The organism is Kribbella orskensis, assembly GCF_004342085.1.
Classification (GTDB): domain Bacteria; phylum Actinomycetota; class Actinomycetes; order Propionibacteriales; family Kribbellaceae; genus Kribbella; species Kribbella orskensis.
The window spans coordinates 1-17167 of record NZ_SLWM01000024.1; the positions used below are offsets into that span (position 1 = coordinate 1).

Annotated in this window: 14 protein-coding genes; 9 read left to right on the plus strand and 5 right to left on the minus strand. The window is 63.9% G+C overall.

Annotation, left to right across the window (positions count from 1 at the left end; all coding sequences use genetic code 11):
• Positions 1 to 221: 221 nt before the first annotated feature.
• Genes EV644_RS36835 through EV644_RS46830 form a run of 6 tightly spaced genes read left to right on the plus strand, consistent with a single transcriptional unit; the run spans position 222 to position 9313 of the window.
• Positions 222 to 1196 carry a hypothetical protein gene (locus EV644_RS36835; protein ID WP_132195215.1) on the plus strand — a complete coding sequence of 325 codons (975 nt, stop codon included), beginning with the start codon at positions 222 to 224 and terminating at the stop codon, positions 1194 to 1196.
• A gap of 23 nt (positions 1197 to 1219) precedes the next feature.
• Positions 1220 to 2995 (plus strand): ATP-binding protein, encoded by a 1776-nt coding sequence (locus EV644_RS36840; RefSeq protein ID WP_199240212.1) that lies wholly within the window; start codon positions 1220 to 1222, stop codon positions 2993 to 2995.
• Positions 2996 to 3049: 54 nt separating this feature from the next.
• Positions 3050 to 4267, plus strand: a complete 1218-nt coding sequence (locus EV644_RS36845) for an exonuclease SbcCD subunit D (protein ID WP_132195211.1) — start codon at positions 3050 to 3052, stop codon at positions 4265 to 4267.
• Entirely contained in the window at positions 4267 to 7689 is a 3423-nt protein-coding gene (locus tag EV644_RS36850; RefSeq protein WP_132195209.1) for an AAA family ATPase, read from the plus strand. Before EV644_RS36845 ends, EV644_RS36850 begins: the two co-directional genes overlap by 1 nt.
• Before the next feature lie 32 nt (positions 7690 to 7721).
• Positions 7722 to 8777, plus strand: coding sequence for a hypothetical protein (locus EV644_RS36855; protein WP_132195207.1), 1056 nt, complete (start codon positions 7722 to 7724; stop codon positions 8775 to 8777).
• Between the two features lie 50 nt (positions 8778 to 8827).
• Positions 8828 to 9313: a UvrD-helicase domain-containing protein gene (locus EV644_RS46830; protein ID WP_241999300.1), complete on the plus strand. Its 486-nt coding sequence runs from the start codon at positions 8828 to 8830 to the stop codon at positions 9311 to 9313.
• Positions 9314 to 9453: 140 nt separating this feature from the next.
• On the opposite strand, the gene EV644_RS36865 is transcribed toward EV644_RS46830, so the two are convergent.
• The gene (locus tag EV644_RS36865; RefSeq protein ID WP_132195205.1) at positions 9454 to 9714 is read right to left on the minus strand and encodes a hypothetical protein; all 261 of its coding nucleotides are present in this window, start codon (positions 9712 to 9714) and stop codon (positions 9454 to 9456) included.
• A gap of 140 nt (positions 9715 to 9854) precedes the next feature.
• Between EV644_RS36865 and EV644_RS36870 the strand changes: the two genes are divergently transcribed.
• From EV644_RS36870 to EV644_RS36880, 3 genes are all read left to right on the plus strand, one after another.
• A complete protein-coding gene (locus tag EV644_RS36870) occupies positions 9855 to 10178 on the plus strand; it encodes a hypothetical protein (RefSeq protein WP_132333438.1) in 324 nt (107 codons plus the stop codon).
• Positions 10179 to 11150: 972 nt separating this feature from the next.
• Entirely contained in the window at positions 11151 to 11447 is a 297-nt protein-coding gene (locus tag EV644_RS36875; RefSeq protein ID WP_132195201.1) for a hypothetical protein, read from the plus strand.
• A gap of 141 nt (positions 11448 to 11588) precedes the next feature.
• Positions 11589 to 12461: a hypothetical protein gene (locus EV644_RS36880; protein ID WP_132195199.1), complete on the plus strand. Its 873-nt coding sequence runs from the start codon at positions 11589 to 11591 to the stop codon at positions 12459 to 12461.
• Positions 12462 to 12999: 538 nt separating this feature from the next.
• Here EV644_RS36880 and EV644_RS36885 read toward each other — a convergent pair.
• The 4 genes from EV644_RS36885 to EV644_RS36900 form a co-directional block, all read right to left on the minus strand.
• Positions 13000 to 13755 (minus strand): AfsR/SARP family transcriptional regulator, encoded by a 756-nt coding sequence (locus tag EV644_RS36885; RefSeq protein WP_158293034.1) that lies wholly within the window; start codon positions 13753 to 13755, stop codon positions 13000 to 13002.
• A gap of 196 nt (positions 13756 to 13951) precedes the next feature.
• Positions 13952 to 14161 (minus strand): hypothetical protein, encoded by a 210-nt coding sequence (locus EV644_RS36890; protein ID WP_132195195.1) that lies wholly within the window; start codon positions 14159 to 14161, stop codon positions 13952 to 13954.
• On the minus strand, positions 14158 to 15990 hold the full coding sequence (locus tag EV644_RS36895) for a hypothetical protein (protein ID WP_132195193.1): 1833 nt from the start codon (positions 15988 to 15990) through the stop codon (positions 14158 to 14160). Before EV644_RS36895 ends, EV644_RS36890 begins: the two co-directional genes overlap by 4 nt.
• Positions 15991 to 16001: 11 nt before the next feature.
• On the minus strand, positions 16002 to 17162 hold the full coding sequence (locus EV644_RS36900; RefSeq protein WP_132195191.1) for a hypothetical protein: 1161 nt from the start codon (positions 17160 to 17162) through the stop codon (positions 16002 to 16004).
• Positions 17163 to 17167: the final 5 nt, after the last annotated feature.

A 17167-nucleotide genomic window follows, 5' to 3' on the forward strand; every position in this document is an offset into this window, starting at 1 on the left:
CAACTTCACCAACTACCGGCTACGCATCCTGCTCGCCGCCGACGGCACCCGGCCCTATCGACGAACACCGAACCACGCCTGATTCCGAAGAGCCCCATACACGGCGAAGCAGAATCTCGGCAGGGGCGGAATATTACGCTTCCCGAGCGATTGTTCGCGCCTGGACGTAACGGAGCACCCCGCCATCCCGATGTGCTCGTCGAAGCGAGGGGGAAATAGCCATGGGTCTGATCGATCGGCTGCGTGGCCGGGCAGCCGGCCAGGGGGCAATGCAAGCGGCAACCACTCCACAGGTACAGGTCCTCGGAGGTGACGACGATCTCGAAGTGGTTGGCGAGAGTAACTACCAATCTGCCCTCTGGGCCATTTGTGGCGAGCGCTTGGGAGAAAGGGTGCGGTACACGATCACCGCTGTGCTCGTTCCGGAACCGGAGAACGCCTACGACCCGAATGCAATAGCGGTTCTGATAGCGGGGCAGATTGTCGGGTACCTGGATCGTCAGACCGCTGGTCTGTACATCCGGTCGCTTCATGAGCAGATGGCCTCGCGCGGTGCTTACGTCGGGCTGAAGGGTGTCATCGTCGGGGGCGGTCATCGCAACGACGGACCCGGGCGGCTCGGCGTGTGGCTGGAGCATGACCCGCGCGACTTCGGCGTACAACGCACCCCTCCAGTCCCAGGTAACCGGCCCCAGCCCGGGACCGGAGCGATGCGCACCGGCTTCAGCGAGGCCTGGCTGACTGATGCCGAGGACAATTCCTACGATCTTTCCTGGTTCAACGAGTTGCCGGATGGGGATCGGTCCGCGATCGCCATGCTGCGTGACCTGCTGGCAACCGATCCGGATCCGATCGACCGGCACTTCCAGTACGCCGAACTCGAGGCACGGCTTTACCGCTGCCGAGACGTCTACGACTCGGCGCTCGACGAGTTCGATGATGCCTGCAGACGTCACGATGCCGAGATGGAGACGATCTGTCAGGCGTTCAACGCGAAATGGGGCAAGGTGCCGCGGCTCGAGACCTACCGCCAGATGGCGATTCGCCAGCAGAAGAAGAAGGACTGGGACGCGTGCCTGTGGTGGGCCGAGCGTGGCCTCGCCTTGTACGGGAATGCCGCAGCGCGTGAGGACGCCGTCGAGGATCTCCTCAAGCGCCGCAATCGCGCACGCCAAAAGCTCGAGTCGCAGCGCTGACCCGCATGGCGCAAAATGAATCCATGGACAGCAGTCCGTCTGATGGTGCGCCGGACGGCAGCGTCGGCCGAGTGCAGGGTTTGCAGGACTCGACGCCGCTCCTGTGGCATGTCGCGGTAGAGGATGGCGCTTACCTGCAACTGGACGACGTCGTCGTCACGTCCAGAGCCGTGCCCGGCCGCGGTTTGGTCACCACGTCAGGCATCGTGACCGAGGTTCGCGCCCGCCACGAAGGTGTCAGCTTCGGCAGCGATGTGTTCCTGGTCTCCGACGGGGTAATGCCTGCCGAGGTGCAGGAGGTTGCTGAGGTGGCATCCACTCGAGTTGAGCCCGAGTACTACGTCCCTCCGCGGCCAGGGGAGGTCGTACGTCGAGCCTCAGGAAAGGAACGCGACCAGGCGTTGTACTTCGACCGCATGGACCGAATGGTGGCGGTCGGCACCAGCCGTGACGGGGAGACGGTCTTCGTCAACATGGATTTTGTCGACGGAACCCGTGGAGCTCACATCTCCATCAGCGGAATCTCTGGCGTTGCGACCAAGACATCCTTCGCGCTGTTCCTCTTGCACTCGATGTTCCGTGGCGGAGCAATGCGCGAGTCGCACAACTCTAAAGCATTGATCTTTTCCGTCAAGGGTGAGGACCTGCTGTTTCTCGACCAGCGCAATGTGCGGTTGACTGGCCCGGTCGGAGATGATTTGCGCCTGGCATATGACCGCCTCGGGCTACCGGCCGAGCCGTTCGCATCGACTGCGTTCTACGCCCCGCCGACTCCGGGGGATCGGACCGGGCGACCGCACGTCGCCGGGCGGACCAGCGGGGTGACTTCGTTCTGGTGGACGCTCCAAGAATTCTGTGCCCGACAACTACTGCCCTATGTGTTCGCCGACGCCGAGGACGACCGGCAGCAGTACACGATGGTCGTGCACAACGTGGCCGGTCGCCTTTCGCGAGATGCCCAACCGGCGGGTGAAGACGGCGCCGTGGTGGTCGACGGAGTCACCTGCCGCACCTATGGCGACCTGGTCGACAGGCTCAATGATCTACTCACTGATGATGCGACCATGTCGCAGTGGGCGGGTAATGCCATCGGAATCGGGACGATCAACGCGTTCCTGCGGCGGTTGCGGTCAAGCCAGCGCGCTCTGAGCAACCTGATCCGGGGCGATCTTCCCGACCCGTCCGGGACATCGGGCCTCGCCGGCGCGGTCCGCGGCCGCGAGATCACAACCGATGGGCAGCAGGTCACCGTCATCGACCTGCACAATCTGCCGGAGAGGGCGCAGCGATTCGTTGTCGGCGTCGTCCTGGCGGCCGAAACAGCCCGCAAAGAAGTCGCCGGTCCTGGCAGCCTTCTGTTCACGATGATCGACGAGTTGAACAAGTACGCTCCGCGCGAGGGGGCCAGCCCGATCAAGGACGTGCTCCTCGACATCGCCGAGCGCGGCCGGTCTCTGGGCATCATCCTCATCGGGGCGCAGCAGACAGCCAGCGAAGTGGAACGCCGGATCATCGCGAACTCGTCCATTCGGGTCGTTGGGCGCCTTGATGCGGCGGAAGCGTCCCGACCGGAGTATGGGTTCCTCCCTGCGGCGCAGCGGCAGCGTGCCACGATCGCAAAGCCAGGAACCATGTTCGTCTCCCAGCCGGAGATCCCTGTCCCACTGGCGGTCGACTTTCCGTTTCCGGCTTGGGCCACGCGCAGTGGTGAGGTCGATCCCAGCAGCCCGTCCCAGGCGGCGCCCGGCGAGATGCTGTCTCGCGTGCCGTTCGCCGACGACGACCCACCACCGTTCTGAACCGTCGCGTACGGCAAATACTTGCACCACTCACCCTTGGTCTGGAGCACCATCGTGAAGTTCCTTCACACGTCCGACTGGCACATTGGCAAATCACTGAAGGGACGAAGCCGTCTCGAGGAACAGGAAGCGGTCCTGAAAGAGATCGTTGCCCTTGCAAGCGAGCACGAGGTCGACGCCGTCCTGATCGCCGGCGATCTGTACGACGCTTCCGCGCCGAGCGCCGACGCACAGCGCATCCTCATCAAGACGCTGCTCGGCCTGGCGGACACCGGCGCTCAGGTCATCGCCATGGCCGGAAACCACGACTCGGCCGGGATGATTGATGCCTACCGACCACTGGCCGGGCACGCAGGTATCACCCTGGTCGGACAGCCTCGCCCCGCCGCCCGGGGCGGTGTCGTCACGGTCACGGCCGCAAGCACCGGAGAAACACTCAATGTAGCCGTGCTCCCCTTCCTCTCGCAAAGGTGGGCCGTCCGCGCGTCGGAGATGCTCACCCAGACGCCCGCAGAGGCTGCTGGGAACTACGATCAGCAGATCCGCGAGTTGGTCGCTCACCTCAAGACTGGATTCACCTCGGACGCTGTGAACGTCGTGATGGCGCATCTAACCGTCTCCGGAGGCGTGCTCGGTGGCGGCGAGCGGGCCGCGCAGACGATCTTCGAGTACTGGGTGCCGGCTGCCGCGTTCGGATCGGAGCCGCACTACGTCGCACTCGGTCACCTGCACCGTCGGCAGAGTCTGCGCGCCGGCTGCCCTGTCCACTACAGCGGATCCCCGATCTGCGTTGACTTCGGTGAGGAGGACAACAGTCCGGTGGTGGTTCTCGTCGAGGCGACACCGACCACCCCTGCCCGGACCACCGACCTGCCGCTCGAGTCCGGGCGTCGGCTGCGGACAGTACGCGGCACGGTCGCGGAGCTCGCGGACCAGGCTGCGCAGGTCGGCGACGCGTACCTGCGCGTGTACGTCAATGAGCCGACCCGAGCAGGGCTGCGTGAAGAGGTCCTCGACGCGCTGCCGAACGCCCTGGAAATCCGCATCGTTCCTCAGCACGTATCGACCACCGCTGGCCGATCCACTGTTGCCGCCGATCGCACACCTGGCGAGCTGTTCGCCGCCTATTGCAGTGAGCGGGATGTCGACGACGCTCGGGTCCGGGCTCTCTTCGATGAGCTGCACGACGCGCTCACAAGCTCCGACGCCCCACCGGACGTGAGCGACACGACGACGGGCGTCGGCGCGGGCTCTGCCGGGGTAGGTGCCTGATGCGCCCTGTACGACTGGACCTCGACGGATTCGCGACTTTCCGGACCAACGCCTCCATCGACTTCACCGACGTGGAGTACTTCGCTCTGGTAGGGGCGACCGGCGCAGGCAAATCGACTGTCATCGACGCGATCACGTTCGCCCTCTACGGCACGGTGCCACGCTGGAACGATCAGCGGTTGGTCGCTCCAGCGCTCGCACCAACCGCGACCCGTGCCGTCGTCCGGCTCGTCTTCGACGCGGAAGGACAGCGCTATGCCGTCGCCCGGGAGGCCCGGCGGAGCGGCGGAAAGACTTCTCGGGTCACCATGCACGCATCCCGCCTCGAACGTCTGCACGATCTCTCCGATCTCGATGGCGACAGCGAGGTCCTGGCTGCCGACTCCGAGGTGACTGCCGCGGTCGAACGTTTACTCGGTCTGAACTACCAGCACTTCACGACCTGTGTCGCCTTGCCCCAAGGCCGGTTCGCCGAGTTCTTGCACGCCAAAGCGAGTGATCGGCAAGAGATCCTGTCGAGTTTGCTTGGATACCAGCTGTACGACGACATCCACACCCGTGCCAACAGTCTTGCTCGCGATCACCGAGCGACCGTGAAGGCTCTTGACACTGCCCTTGCCGGATACGCAGACGCAACTGCTGACGCGGTCCGCGACCAGATAGCGCGCGCGGACCGCCTGAACAGCCTGCAGATCTGGGTAAATGAGACCGGTATGCCTGCATTGGATTCCGCAGCTGGCGCGGTCGAGGTAGCTCGGAGTGAGCTACGCGAGTTGACGACCCAGCAGACCGCGCTCGGCTCGGTCCTGGTACCGGCGAACGTGTCCACGCTCGACGCGCAGCTGACCGCTGCCACCGCGGAACTGGAGATGTCGGAAACAGCCCTTGGCGAGGCCGAGGGCGCCGACTCGAGTGCCGCAACCGCGGTGTCAGCGTTCCGGCCGCGATTCGAACTGCTGACATTGCAGCGGCAATGGGCCGACCTGGCGGAAGCCGACGCGGCGCTGCCCGGCCTGATCACAAACCTCAAGGAAGCGGAGGGGACACTCGCGAGCGCACAGGCTGCGATGACGGCCATCGAGGAAGCGACTGAGCTGCTGCGCGGAGACGCTGACAAAGCAGCAGCTGCAGCGACCCGCGCAACCGAGAAGGTCGCGGATTGCGAGCATCACCTCGCGGTACTCGCCGGTGTCACGCCACCTGACACGATCGCCGATCTTGCCAGCACTCTTGCAGACTTCGACCGTCGCCGAAACGCCGTTGACCTCGAGATCGAACAGGCTGATGAGGAATACAACCGCACCCGCTCGGCTGTCGACGCCCAGGCCAGCGATACCGTGCTGGCGGCAGGACTGCAGGCATCGAGCACGGTCGTGAGCATGCTAAGAGCCGATCTCGACAGCGAAGCTGACCGGCGCAGCCTCGCCGATGCCGTGACAGATGCGGCTGCGGCGCTCACGAATGTCCGAATTGCTGAGCAGCAGGCCGTGGAAGCCCTCGATGCGGCGCGTCGTGCCGATGCCGCCGGCGAGTTGCGGTCGCACCTTCAGGTTGGCGAAGCCTGCCCAGTCTGCCGTCAGTCGGTCACTGACGTGCCGGATGTCGCGGTCACTGGAGACGTCGCCGATCACGAGAAGGGCCTGGTTGCAGCCCGAGAGAAGGCCAAAGCAGCAGACCGCAATCATGCTGTTTTGGATGGTCGGCTGCAGACCGCAGTGGCTACCCGAACCGCGCACCTTGCGCACGTCGAGGCCGCACGGAACGAGATGAGCAATGCGTTGGCCAGGCTTCAGATGCTTCCTGCAGAGAGCGACCTGAAGACCCAGGTTACCGCCGAGACGAACAGTCAGACAGTTGCCCAAATAGCAGACGCAGCCGAGGACGCTCACGCTGCACTCACGTCCGCCGCCGAGGTACGCCGTACCCTCGTCAAGGTCGTCGAACAGGCGGACGCACGCCGAGTCGCCGGATCCGATGCTCGCCGAGCGCTGAACCGAGAGGCAGCAGCGATCGATGCCAACAGACGTGCCGCGACTACTGCTCTGCACACTGCCCGGGATCTGGTCAGCGCGCGTGGCGCGCCAGCGGTCGATGCATCCGACCTCGCCAGCGCTTGGACCATGTTGACGACTTGGGCTGAAGACGAACACAAGGAGATGTCTACGAGGCTGCCATCGCTCCGCTCAACGGCCAAGGACGCCTGCGATGCAGCGGCCCAATTGAAGACCAGACACGAAAGCAGTACCACGGAACTCAACCGGCTGCGATCGCTGGCGAGCGACGCATTGCAGAATGTGGCCCGAAGCAAACATAGCTGCGAAGAAACCGCTGCTCGGCAGGAGAAGCTCCGAGAAGCGATTGCCGGCCAGCCGGAAGCGCGCACTGTCGCGGAGCTGCTCACTCAGCTCGACTCGCTGGAGCAAGTTGCGACAGACGCTCGGGCACAGCTTGAGGCGGCGCGCGATCGTCGCAGCTCGGCACAGGTTGCCATCAAGAGGGTCAGCGCCGGCGTCGACGGCAGCCGTGACGAGCTGGCCGCTATACGCGACCCGCTGACCCGCTACGGCGCACCCATGCTGAGCACAGGAAGTTTGGCCACCGCTTGGGGGGAGCTGGCTGACTGGGCAGCCGACACCGCCGAACGCCTCGTCAGCGTTGTCGAAACATCAGAAGAAGCAGTCGACCTGCGCGCGACCGCATACCAGGCTGCCGCTACAGCATTGATGGCCGCGCTGACCAGAAACGAACTGGCTGCTCCCGCGGCTAACACACCGCTCAGCGAGCTGCGAAATGCCACCGTCAGGATCGCGGTCGGCGCGGCAGCTGAAGCGAAGTCTGACGCCGATCACGCTGCGGACCGCCTCGCAGAACGTGAAAAGCTTGAGAGGCGGCGAAGTGCCGCAGTCGAGGAAGCGCAGATCGCCGGTCTGCTCGCACAACTGCTCCGCTCGGATGGATTCCGGGCCTGGCTTTTGGACGGTGCGTTGGCGTCTCTCGTTGCCGACGCCTCTGCCATCCTGTTCGAGATGTCATCCGGACAGTTCGAGTTGCGGATCTACAGTAAAGATCTCGAGGTGATCGACCACAACGACGCAGACTCGGCCCGCCCGGTCAGGACCCTGTCTGGCGGGGAGACGTTCCAGGCCTCGCTCGCCCTTGCTCTTGCCTTGAGCCGGCAGGTTGCGACCCTCTCCGCATCCGGCAGCGCGAAGCTGGAATCGATCTTCCTGGACGAAGGATTCGGCACGCTCGACGACACCAGTTTGGAGGTCGTCGCGGACACGCTGGAAACGCTAGTGTCCTCCGGCGAACGGATGGTCGGCGTCATTACCCACGTACGCGCACTTGCGGAGCGCGTGCCGGTTCAGTTCCAGGTCACCCGGACCGGGTCCACGTCGAGCATCACCCGTGTCGGCCTGTGAGTACTCCAGTGGGTACTCCTTACGGTGACCTGATGCGGTTCTCCGTCGACGCATGGGATGTCGGCTACGGCAGCGCACTGAACCTCGACGATGCTGACCTTCCGGCGTCCGCCGCCCAGGTCAACACAAATGTCGAGGTACCCGAGAGCAGGTGGGCACCCATCGCGCCTGCCGACGGTCTGACCGAACCGTCAGCAGTACTGTTCGTGGACGGCGTACGCCGGATCGACGCTCGCGTGTGGATTGACGACCTGATCGATCCGTTCGATGCGTTCGATGACCCGGCGGCATCGACGGCATCGATGGCTGTCTGCGCGTCATACGCCGCCGGTGTCGTTTGCTGCTGCGGTCGCGCCGGCCGGCGGCAGGCGCACCTCTTGGCGGCCAACGTACGCCGTGGTCTTTTCACTATCGCGCCGCACGCACGGGACATCGCCACTCGGAGTGGTTCCTATCAAGCGAGGCGGAGTGTGCCTTCGGACAGTGTCCCGCTGACGATGGTGCTGTCAAATGCGCTGCAGAAGGCCCTCGCCGGGCTCGAGGTTGACACCGCAGGTCAAGCCCGCACCGCACTCGCCCGTGCTCACGAGACTGCGGGCAGGTCGTTAGTTGTCGAAGAACTGGATGACTACCTGCTTGTCATTGACGGCCCGCTGCGTTACCACGGGCACCTGAAACGAGCGCTGGGATTCATCAAGACCCATCGCGCCGAGTACCTGCCCAGTGCCTTGAACGGCATCGTCGCCGCCCTTGACCCCGGCGAGCGCAGTCCGGTGTTCTTGATGGGCACCAGCTGGGAGCGCTATGCCTGGTACCTCCGCTTGCCCTCTGTGCCGGATGTACAGGGCGCGCCGTGGGCTGGAGTTGTCCGATGTGAGGCAACGACAGAGCTCTCGGAAACAGATGTCATCGCACTTGCGAATCTCAGTCAGACCGTACTGTGCCGCTACGCCTCCGTAACTTATAAGGACTCCCGAGCGCCACAGAACCTGGTTCCGATTGCCGGCTTGGAAGGCGCGCTTCGACATCGACTCGGAGACGCCAGAATCATGTATCGAGCACTCAGACAGGCCGCCACTCATGGCTGAGCAAGCCTGCTGAGGATCGTCCTTGTTCTGCGACGCATCGACGACCCGCCATGGTGAGCGTGCTCGTCGGCCGCGCCGCGGCGCCTCCCGAACGACTCGTGCTGCGGAAGCCGTGGTGCGCGAAGGTCGGGCATTCCGGTGGAACTAGCGGCGCATCGCCATTCGGCCAGCCTGACTGCGCTCCGGCCCGACGGCAGATGCAACGCCGGTGGTCGGTGGTGATGGTCGACGAGTTCCAGGACACTGATCCGGTGCAATGGAAGGTGATCGACGCCGCGTTCAACGGGCACAGCACCCTGGTCCTGATCGGCGACCCCCAACAGGCCATCTATGCGTTCCGCGGCGGGGACATCGCGACGTACCTCGCGGCCGCGGCCACCGCCGGGCAACGCCGCACCCTCGACACCAACTGGCGTAGTGACCAGCCGCTGGTCGACTGTCTCCAGGTGCCGCGGCGGTCTTCGGGCTACGTCCGACCCGGATCCGCTTCCAGGTGCCAGCAGCGGAGAATGCCGCCAGCTACCACCTCGAGGTAGCGGCGCCAGCCGGCGTACAGATCGTCGAGGCGTGTCTCCTGGCGGGTCGACCGAACGATCCGCGTCGGCACGTTTCCGCCGATCACGTCGTCGGCCACTCTCCGACTGTTGGACTGCACGCGGTCGAGATCCCGAACGGATCACTGTGCCGCGCCCAGGTCGAGCTGGGAATCCCCACCCGGGGGTTGGCTCTCGACGATGCTGGTGTCGTGTTGGCTGACCTTCGCCGTCCTTTTGTCGGTCGCGGTCCACCAACTCCCGGCAGCGTTCGGCTGGACGCCGGACCAGGTGACCAACGTCGTCCTGCTAATAGTGAGCATCTCGGCCGGCGTGGCGACGCTGGTCGCCCAAAGGGATTTCGGCGGCGTCGGCGCCAGGCTGGTCGCGAGGTTGCGTGCCATTGGCGTGATCGCGACTGCGCTCCCGATCCTCGGCGCCGCACTGCTGACCTACAGGAACCTCGACGTGACCGCAGACGCGCGGGTAACCGCTGCCCGATCGCCGATCTTTCGTGATTGCAGGCTGCTCTCTGCTTTCCGCCATGCTCATTTCTGCTGCATGGGTGCAGAGCTGGCGAGCCGAGCGGCGCAAGAAACAGCGGTCGCCGTGGGACATGGCCGACGAGGAAGTTCAGCCGGCTATCGACGACTACCTCGAGGCACTGCAACAGTACCGATTCGATACGCCCGCCGTCGGGATTCGGTCGGCCGAGGGGTGGCATGAGCGGTATGACTGGGACGATAACAAGCAACGAGCGGCAGTAGCCGCACTCCAGTCGTCGACCTCACTGACCTGCGCTGACCTCGACACCGTCTGCGCACTCCACACCGGCTGTGCCACGCAGCGCGCGGGCACCAGCCGCTGACGCACCAGAGCAGGCAGCGGGTTAGCCGGTCCGACTCCCCGGCCTCGGCCAGACTCTCACGCTTGTCTGGCCAGATCATGCCCCGATCAATATGCCGCGCCCCCCCCAACCCATCGCAGCTCCTCGACCTTCTGCCACCGTCCATAGATGGCGCAGCGGGTGTACCGCGGACTTGCAGGATCGTGACCGCAGTCAGGTGCTGCCACCGGTCATCTTTCGATGCTGGTTCTGCCGACGAGCAAGAGCCGACGGCGTGGCACACCCCGCGATTCAACATGTCCGCGATCGCCCTCTTGCCTCAGCTCTGTAGATAGACCTCAGAGATCCGCCGGACAACCTCGGCCGCTAACTCATCAATCACCAACACTCGCGGCCGCTGCCCATCGCCACCCCAACCCCGATTGCTGCAGATGCTGACGCTCAGGCGTCGCCAGCACTCGTGGTCGCATCGCCGTTGATCGAGGTAACCGGAGCCCGCGAGAAACCTTCGTATCGAGGATAGTGGGGAAGCCGCGATGCGACCGTACGGCAAACCAGGGTAGGGCTGCTTCGCAGACCCCGTGGTAAGCGCGGCCTGCCCGAGTCTCCATACTGACAAAATCCCTGTCCGGTCGTTGCCACAGAATTCCTATTGCCAATCTGTTCCACGAAGGTTCACACTCGGAGTAACAAGTTGTGAAAGCGCGACTCGCTTTCTCTAAGCACTGGATGAACAAACGGATGATTTTCTGCGATTACCTGGCGCGTGTGGTGGACGGGGGAATCGATGAGTCAACAGTCTGGAATTTGGAGGCCACGGAAACGGATCTGGATCCAGCACGTCGTGGTCGAAGCCGATAAGCTTCAGGTTCGGTTGGATGCGGCGAAGGTTGGTGGCCTGACTCCTTGGCAGGAAGCCATTTCCCAGGGAGTCGCCCATCACATCTCCAAGGCGCGTGCGGCGGCTCTTCGCGAGGATCCGATTCCCGGCGGGTGGGCGAACTGGTGGCGGGGCACGCTGGTCGAGGCGGCCTACCAGAACCTGCGCGCCGCGCGGTCGGGCCTGATTCCCAGGACCAAATCCTGGCCTATGCCCTGGTCTTCGGATTCGCTCAACAGGCACTAACTCGGGTGCTCGACAAGCAAGCACTGAGCCTGCAGGAGGAATTACAAGGCGACATGATCGCCGATGCATCCCGGCAAACCCCTGGACCGCAGCCGGCGCCGAGCGATCTGGACGAACACGCCCGACTGCTCACGGAGAATGCCGGTGGTCGCAAGCCCACTTGAGGAGATCACGCGAAACTGCGGCGCACACAAGCACCCAAGGACGCGTTGACCGATCTGATCCGACGATCTGCCGATCCCCTAGCAGGGATTCACCACGCAGGTGGTGCTCGGCTGCATCCCCGACCTAGTGGAGGCCAGAAAATGCGCGAGGATTCATCCCACGGATCGGGAAAGGCCAGGCTCCTCACCTTCGGGGTGCTGCTGCTGGTAGCAGCAGTCGCGGCTGCCGTCCTGAGCTGGGCGGCAAGCAGCCGACCGGCGGGCAACACACTGCGCTACGAAGCAGCCAAGACCGCGTTGCAGATCCTTGCCGTTGTCGTGATCGGCGGCTTCGCGACCCTGGCAACCTTCACCTACCAGAGCACTCGTACACAGGAGATGCAGCGGCTCGCCAGACAGGAAGAGCGACGCCATCGCCTCGAAGACCTCGCGGCCGACAAACGTGATCGTCAAGACGACGCTCTTCGGACGTTGCTGCAGGACACGCTAGTTTCCTACAACGCCACCAAGAAGCTGCGCAGGAAGCTGAGAGCCGTCATCGAGGAGAGGTTCACAATCGAGGCCTACGACAAGTACATGTTCGAGCTCATAGACAGACAGTTGGAGTTTGAGCAGTTTGCACGATTGTGCCCTCTAATCGACGACAATCGGCTGCAAAATCCACTAATTGGAGAACCGACACACCTTCTCGACCCGCGTCCCGAATGTGAATCTCTGGAATATAGCTACCGCAAGATCGAAAGGTATTTGAATAGAATCATCAGGGAATACGAGAAGAGCCGCGCCAAGGTCGCCTCTACACCTGCTGGAATCCCCATATCGAATCTTTCGAAGCTCTCGGCCTTCCTCGGGTCTCGCTTCCCTCGCGTCGCCTCCCGTCACATGGACAAAATCGTCGTCATACTGCATACGGCAGTGCTGCAGCCGCCGCACCTGACACCAGAGCCTCCGACGGTCCGACGTGAACGACCGCGCCAACCTCGTCCGGACACCCCGGTAGTCTCGTCAGGGTGACGGACGCTCGCCAGTGCCGCATTCAGAATCTGTGTGGGCAACACCGAAGGCGATTCCTCGTTCGTCATTTTTAGCGCAATGACAATTTCCATGTCGAGCGTCTGCAAGATGGCCTCCTCGGCGCTTAGACGTTCACGCCGCGCCTCTGCAGTAGCTCGCTGGAAACTCCAAGCAGTCGTGGCAAGCCCAGCGATCACCCCAAGTGCAGCCCTCCCAGACTGGCGATCACGTTCGCATAATCCACAACTTTCACCTCTGTTCTCGGCCTCGACTTCTAATCTGCCAAACACCTGCTCGATATTCTCGTCCGACCGTATCTGCCCGAGCACGCTCGGCGTCCGCAGCTTGCTCGGTTGACAGATTGGTTCCAGCGGCCGCGGCGCGGCGTCGTTGCTACGGCGACTCGGTCGACAGCTTGATGCCCCGTTCGCGTCAGTCGATCGTGGTAGCTGGGGCGTTCTCGGGCTCGGACGACGGGGCATTGTGCGACTCTCTCGAGTTTCGGCTCGTCCGATGCTCGAGCAACGTCAGGGTCTGCTTAAGCGTCGATCGTGGAGCGCGTCCGATTGTCGCTGCCGTTCAGTTGAGCATCCCGCTGGGAGTCAGGCCGGACCGGTGGACTGACGAGACAGGCCAGTGCGCCATCAGGATCGGCACCTACTTCACGGTGAAGCAGGCGTCGGTATGTCTCGTAACTGCGCCGGGCTTCGATCTGATTGCCCTCTGCCAGGTGACTCTCGATCAGTACGCGTTGGGCGCTTTCCCTCAGCGGATCTGCGCCTACGGCAACCATCGCGGCTTCGACGGCCTCGGCGCAGCGCCCCGCCAAGACGAGTTGCCGGCTCTGTGCCTCAAGTGCATGCAGCAACCGCTGCCGCATGCGTTCACGCTCAAGCAAAGCCCAGTCGTCGTACCAGCCGGGTAGGAGCTCCAGAGCGTCCGCCCCCCATGGCTTCACCGCGAGATCCGCCTGCACCGCACAACCGTCGATGAGACGCGCGGCCCACTCGCCTACCACATCCATGTCGATCACGAGCTGGTTCTCGATTGCGAGAGTGAATTTATCAGCGTCGAGCAGTGCCATCCCGGTGCCGTTCAGCCGCCAAAGGGCGGAACGCAGATTCCCCGAGGCACGCGCATCATCACAATCAGGCCAGAGTTCGCCTGCCGCGTGTCGCCGGTCGACCGGGCAGCGATGCAACGCGACGAAAACGAGCAAGCGTTTACTTCCCTCTGGGACCTCCATCCGGCGGTGCCCGATGGTGACGAATGGCTCCCCGAAAAGGTGCAGCACAGGCGGGGTCCCTCTGACGGCGATTCTCATGAGCGAGCTAACGAAGTCCACTAGCATCGGCATTCTCCCCACCCCCGGACGTCTTTCGACGGTATGCACGCCAGCGTCACCGACGTGTCACGCGAGCATCCGATCCTCATTCTTCGACTGCTCGCGATCATCCTCAGTCAGGCCTACCATGGCCGACCGCGCAGAGTCATCGGGAATCCGCAAATGTGGTCATGAATTCGCGGATTATCCTGATCGCTCCTTCGATATCGGTCGTGTGACTCACGCTCTCGGCCGAAACCTGCTCGATGTCTGAACTCGTCTGGATGGTGATCAGGAGTCCGTCGCTGCGATGTTCGAGGCGGACCAAGCAGAGGCCGGCACCGCGACGGTAGCCGGCAATGTCGACCAGTTTCACCGCCGCTTCCCTCCGCCTGCACCCGATCCCTTGCCGCCAGAGCCGACCGATGACGAGCTGCGGGACCTGCGCACGCTCGGCGGTGACCCAGGCCAGATAGCGATGTAGATGGAGTCTTTCGCGCCGACTGCCGTGCGAACGGAGCTCTCGATGGGTGGCTCTTGCCCCAAGAGGAGCAGACTGGCGCGGACCGCGCCGAGCGAGCGGCGGTCCACCGACCTGACTAACGCGACAACGGTCAGGACAGCACTCGCCGACGAGCCGGTCGAGTCCAGCACGAACTTAACAACGTCCGCTTGGACCGCTGCCGAAGGTGGCGCCCACCCATCCAGGGGGTATCTCGCAGTCCCGAGCTTCGTGACAACGTTCGGGGCCTTGCCGGTCATGAGCTCATCCACCGCAGTCGTGTAAGCCGTCTGGTCGTCGACTACGAACCCGACGATCGGAACGTCGTCATACTTCGGTTCCGCCAGGATGCAGACCTGTTCCCGGCGGCGCCGGAAGGCCACCCACTTTTGATTGGTGCTCAAGGTGCTTGTCATCTGGGTAGGAACGTCCGCAACGGGCACGAGGATATCGACCCGCGGATGCTTGTCCAGCCGGATGCGGTCGAGGTGCTGCGCTTCCTCGACCGCGTGCGCGACGAAGTCTGGTCTGCAGGCACAGAGATGCAATGGGTAATTGTTTGGGAATAGTGCCTTGACCTGCGGCTCGATCGGCGTGCCGGGAACGCACGGCAGATATCCGGCGGGTGGCAACTCGTGGATGCCCATCAGCTCGAAGCTCTTGCTTGCTGCGCTCGCACCGCCGGACGGTTTGAGTGGCCCGACCAACTCTTTGGCCTCGGCGGACGGGATCTCCGTGTCCCGTTGCAGCGCACGCTCAACCTTGTCCAGTGCCTTGAGGTAGTCGGCAGGCGCCAACGCAGCGCCCGATCGCCAGTACCTGAGCAGCATGTTCTCGAACTGCAAGATCTGGGCGATGAAGACGTCCCATGGGCGCATACCCAGCCGCTGCTGCCAGCCACGATGCGACTGTGTGTCGATCCTGTCCCGCCGCGCGATCCACGGATCAACCTCCCACGTCGCTGGTGTCCGCAGCAGCAGGCCGATCGCGACCGGCTCACTTGAGTTCGCGACCGCGCCATCCGACTCCGCTGTCGGACTCGTCCCCCAGTCACTCTCGATAAGCCGTGCGTCTGCAGGTTTGTCGCCCTCAGATGTGGTCAACCACGGAAGCGGGCTCTTCCAGGGATAGCGTCCGGAACGACGTTCTTTCTCGAACCAGGCAGCTGCCACATGGGACCGAAAGGTTCGGTGGGCCGGGATGCCAGTGTCCTCGAGTTGCACGTCCGTGATGCGGACCGTGACACCTTCGGCCACATACGGCCGAGTAGTGCCCACGCCGTCCGCGCACGGGTCGCCGCAAAGCTCGCCGTACACATTCTCGTCCCCAAAGGAAGACGGCGAGAGCAGAACCTCGATCACACGAATGTCCCCCGTCCCCGCATCGCTGCCGGTCAGGTCTTGCTGAACCGTCGACGTGAGGAGGAGCGGCCGACCGTCCGCTGCGATGGCGAGGCCTGGCGACACGGTGACGATCGAGTCCTTGACCGTGATGGCATACCCATGCACCACGCCGGAGCCGCCGGCTTGGCCTACGGCGCAGCTCAGTGATCGTGCGTAGGCCTGGATCGCATCAAGGTGCTCGGCCCGGAGGAACAGCCCGTCGAACGGGTTGAGTCGGGTCATTCCGACAGTGGTCGGCGTCGGAGTCATCCCCTGCGCCGCAGGGACTGCTGGCACGGCTTTTTCCGCATTGCTGGTCATATGAGTGCCCCCTACTGTCCCGTGGCCGCGGATCTGGTGCTCGCGACGTTCTGGGTCCAGACGGCGTCTCGGCCTTCGACGCCGACCGGCCGGCCGTCGTCGAATCCTGCCAATGGCGTCGCCAAGGCGTCAGAGCCGGCGATCGGCGTTGGACCGGTGCCACAGATCAGCACGCGCACGACGTCATAGCGTGGCTCGCGGTTCATCCGCACCGTGACGTACTCAGGGTCCGCCTTGCCGTAATCGATTGTCCCGATGTCCTCGACCACCCAGCCGTGCTTAGACAACGACGACACCCGCACAGGCTGGTAGCGCATGTCCAGAGAGCTGGGTTCCAGCTCTGAGGTCACCCGGAAGGTCAGCTGCATGTTGTTCTCCTGCCACTTCAGCGAATCCCGGACCACCCTCGGTCCACTGGCCCGGTCGTCGTGGGGATCGTCTCCGATCAGGCCGGGCGCCAGGGCACACAGGAGATCTTGGATGGTGCTCGTCGGTATCAGGGTGCAGCGCCTGCTCACAGAGATAGCGGCCTGGATGGTGGCGGTCGAGCCGGTGCCGATGACCTTCAGCTTGATCTGCGCGAGTGGCACCGCGGCGTCTTCCTCGCTGCTCGGGAACTGGTCTGCGCTGTCGACCGCCTTCTGCAGGTCGACGGCGTCCAGTGAGGCGAGCTTTTGGAACGCCAACAGAAGGGCAGCCGGACGCGCGTCGAGTGGATATTGCCCTACGCTCTTGCGTTCCCTCGCGGCCTCCATGCCTGGGGCATCGTCCTTGCCGACGGCATCGAGTCCGAGCAGGACGCGCACCCGGTGATAGGTCGGCAGTTCGCATGGCAATTTGCAGGCACCGTCCCGCAGTTCGAGCCGAACTGTCTCGACTATCAGTGAGTCTTCTGTGCGCTTTCGCGACAGGTCGCACGGGTCTGCGAGCGTCGGAGCGGGATTGGTCGTGCAGGTGTCGAAGACCGCCACCAAGCAGAAGTCCTGCTCGGTCCCGCCGTCGCAACCAGTGGAACTGCTCTGCTGACCTGACGCCGTCGCCGACGTTCCGGCGGCCGCTGCCTGGGTGCCCGAGGGCGGTTTCCACAGCGTGTTTGCGACATCCTCACCTTTTTCAGCCCAGGTGACATACCACTCGTGGAGGTTCAGGCACATTGGACCGTCCATCAGCAACTCCC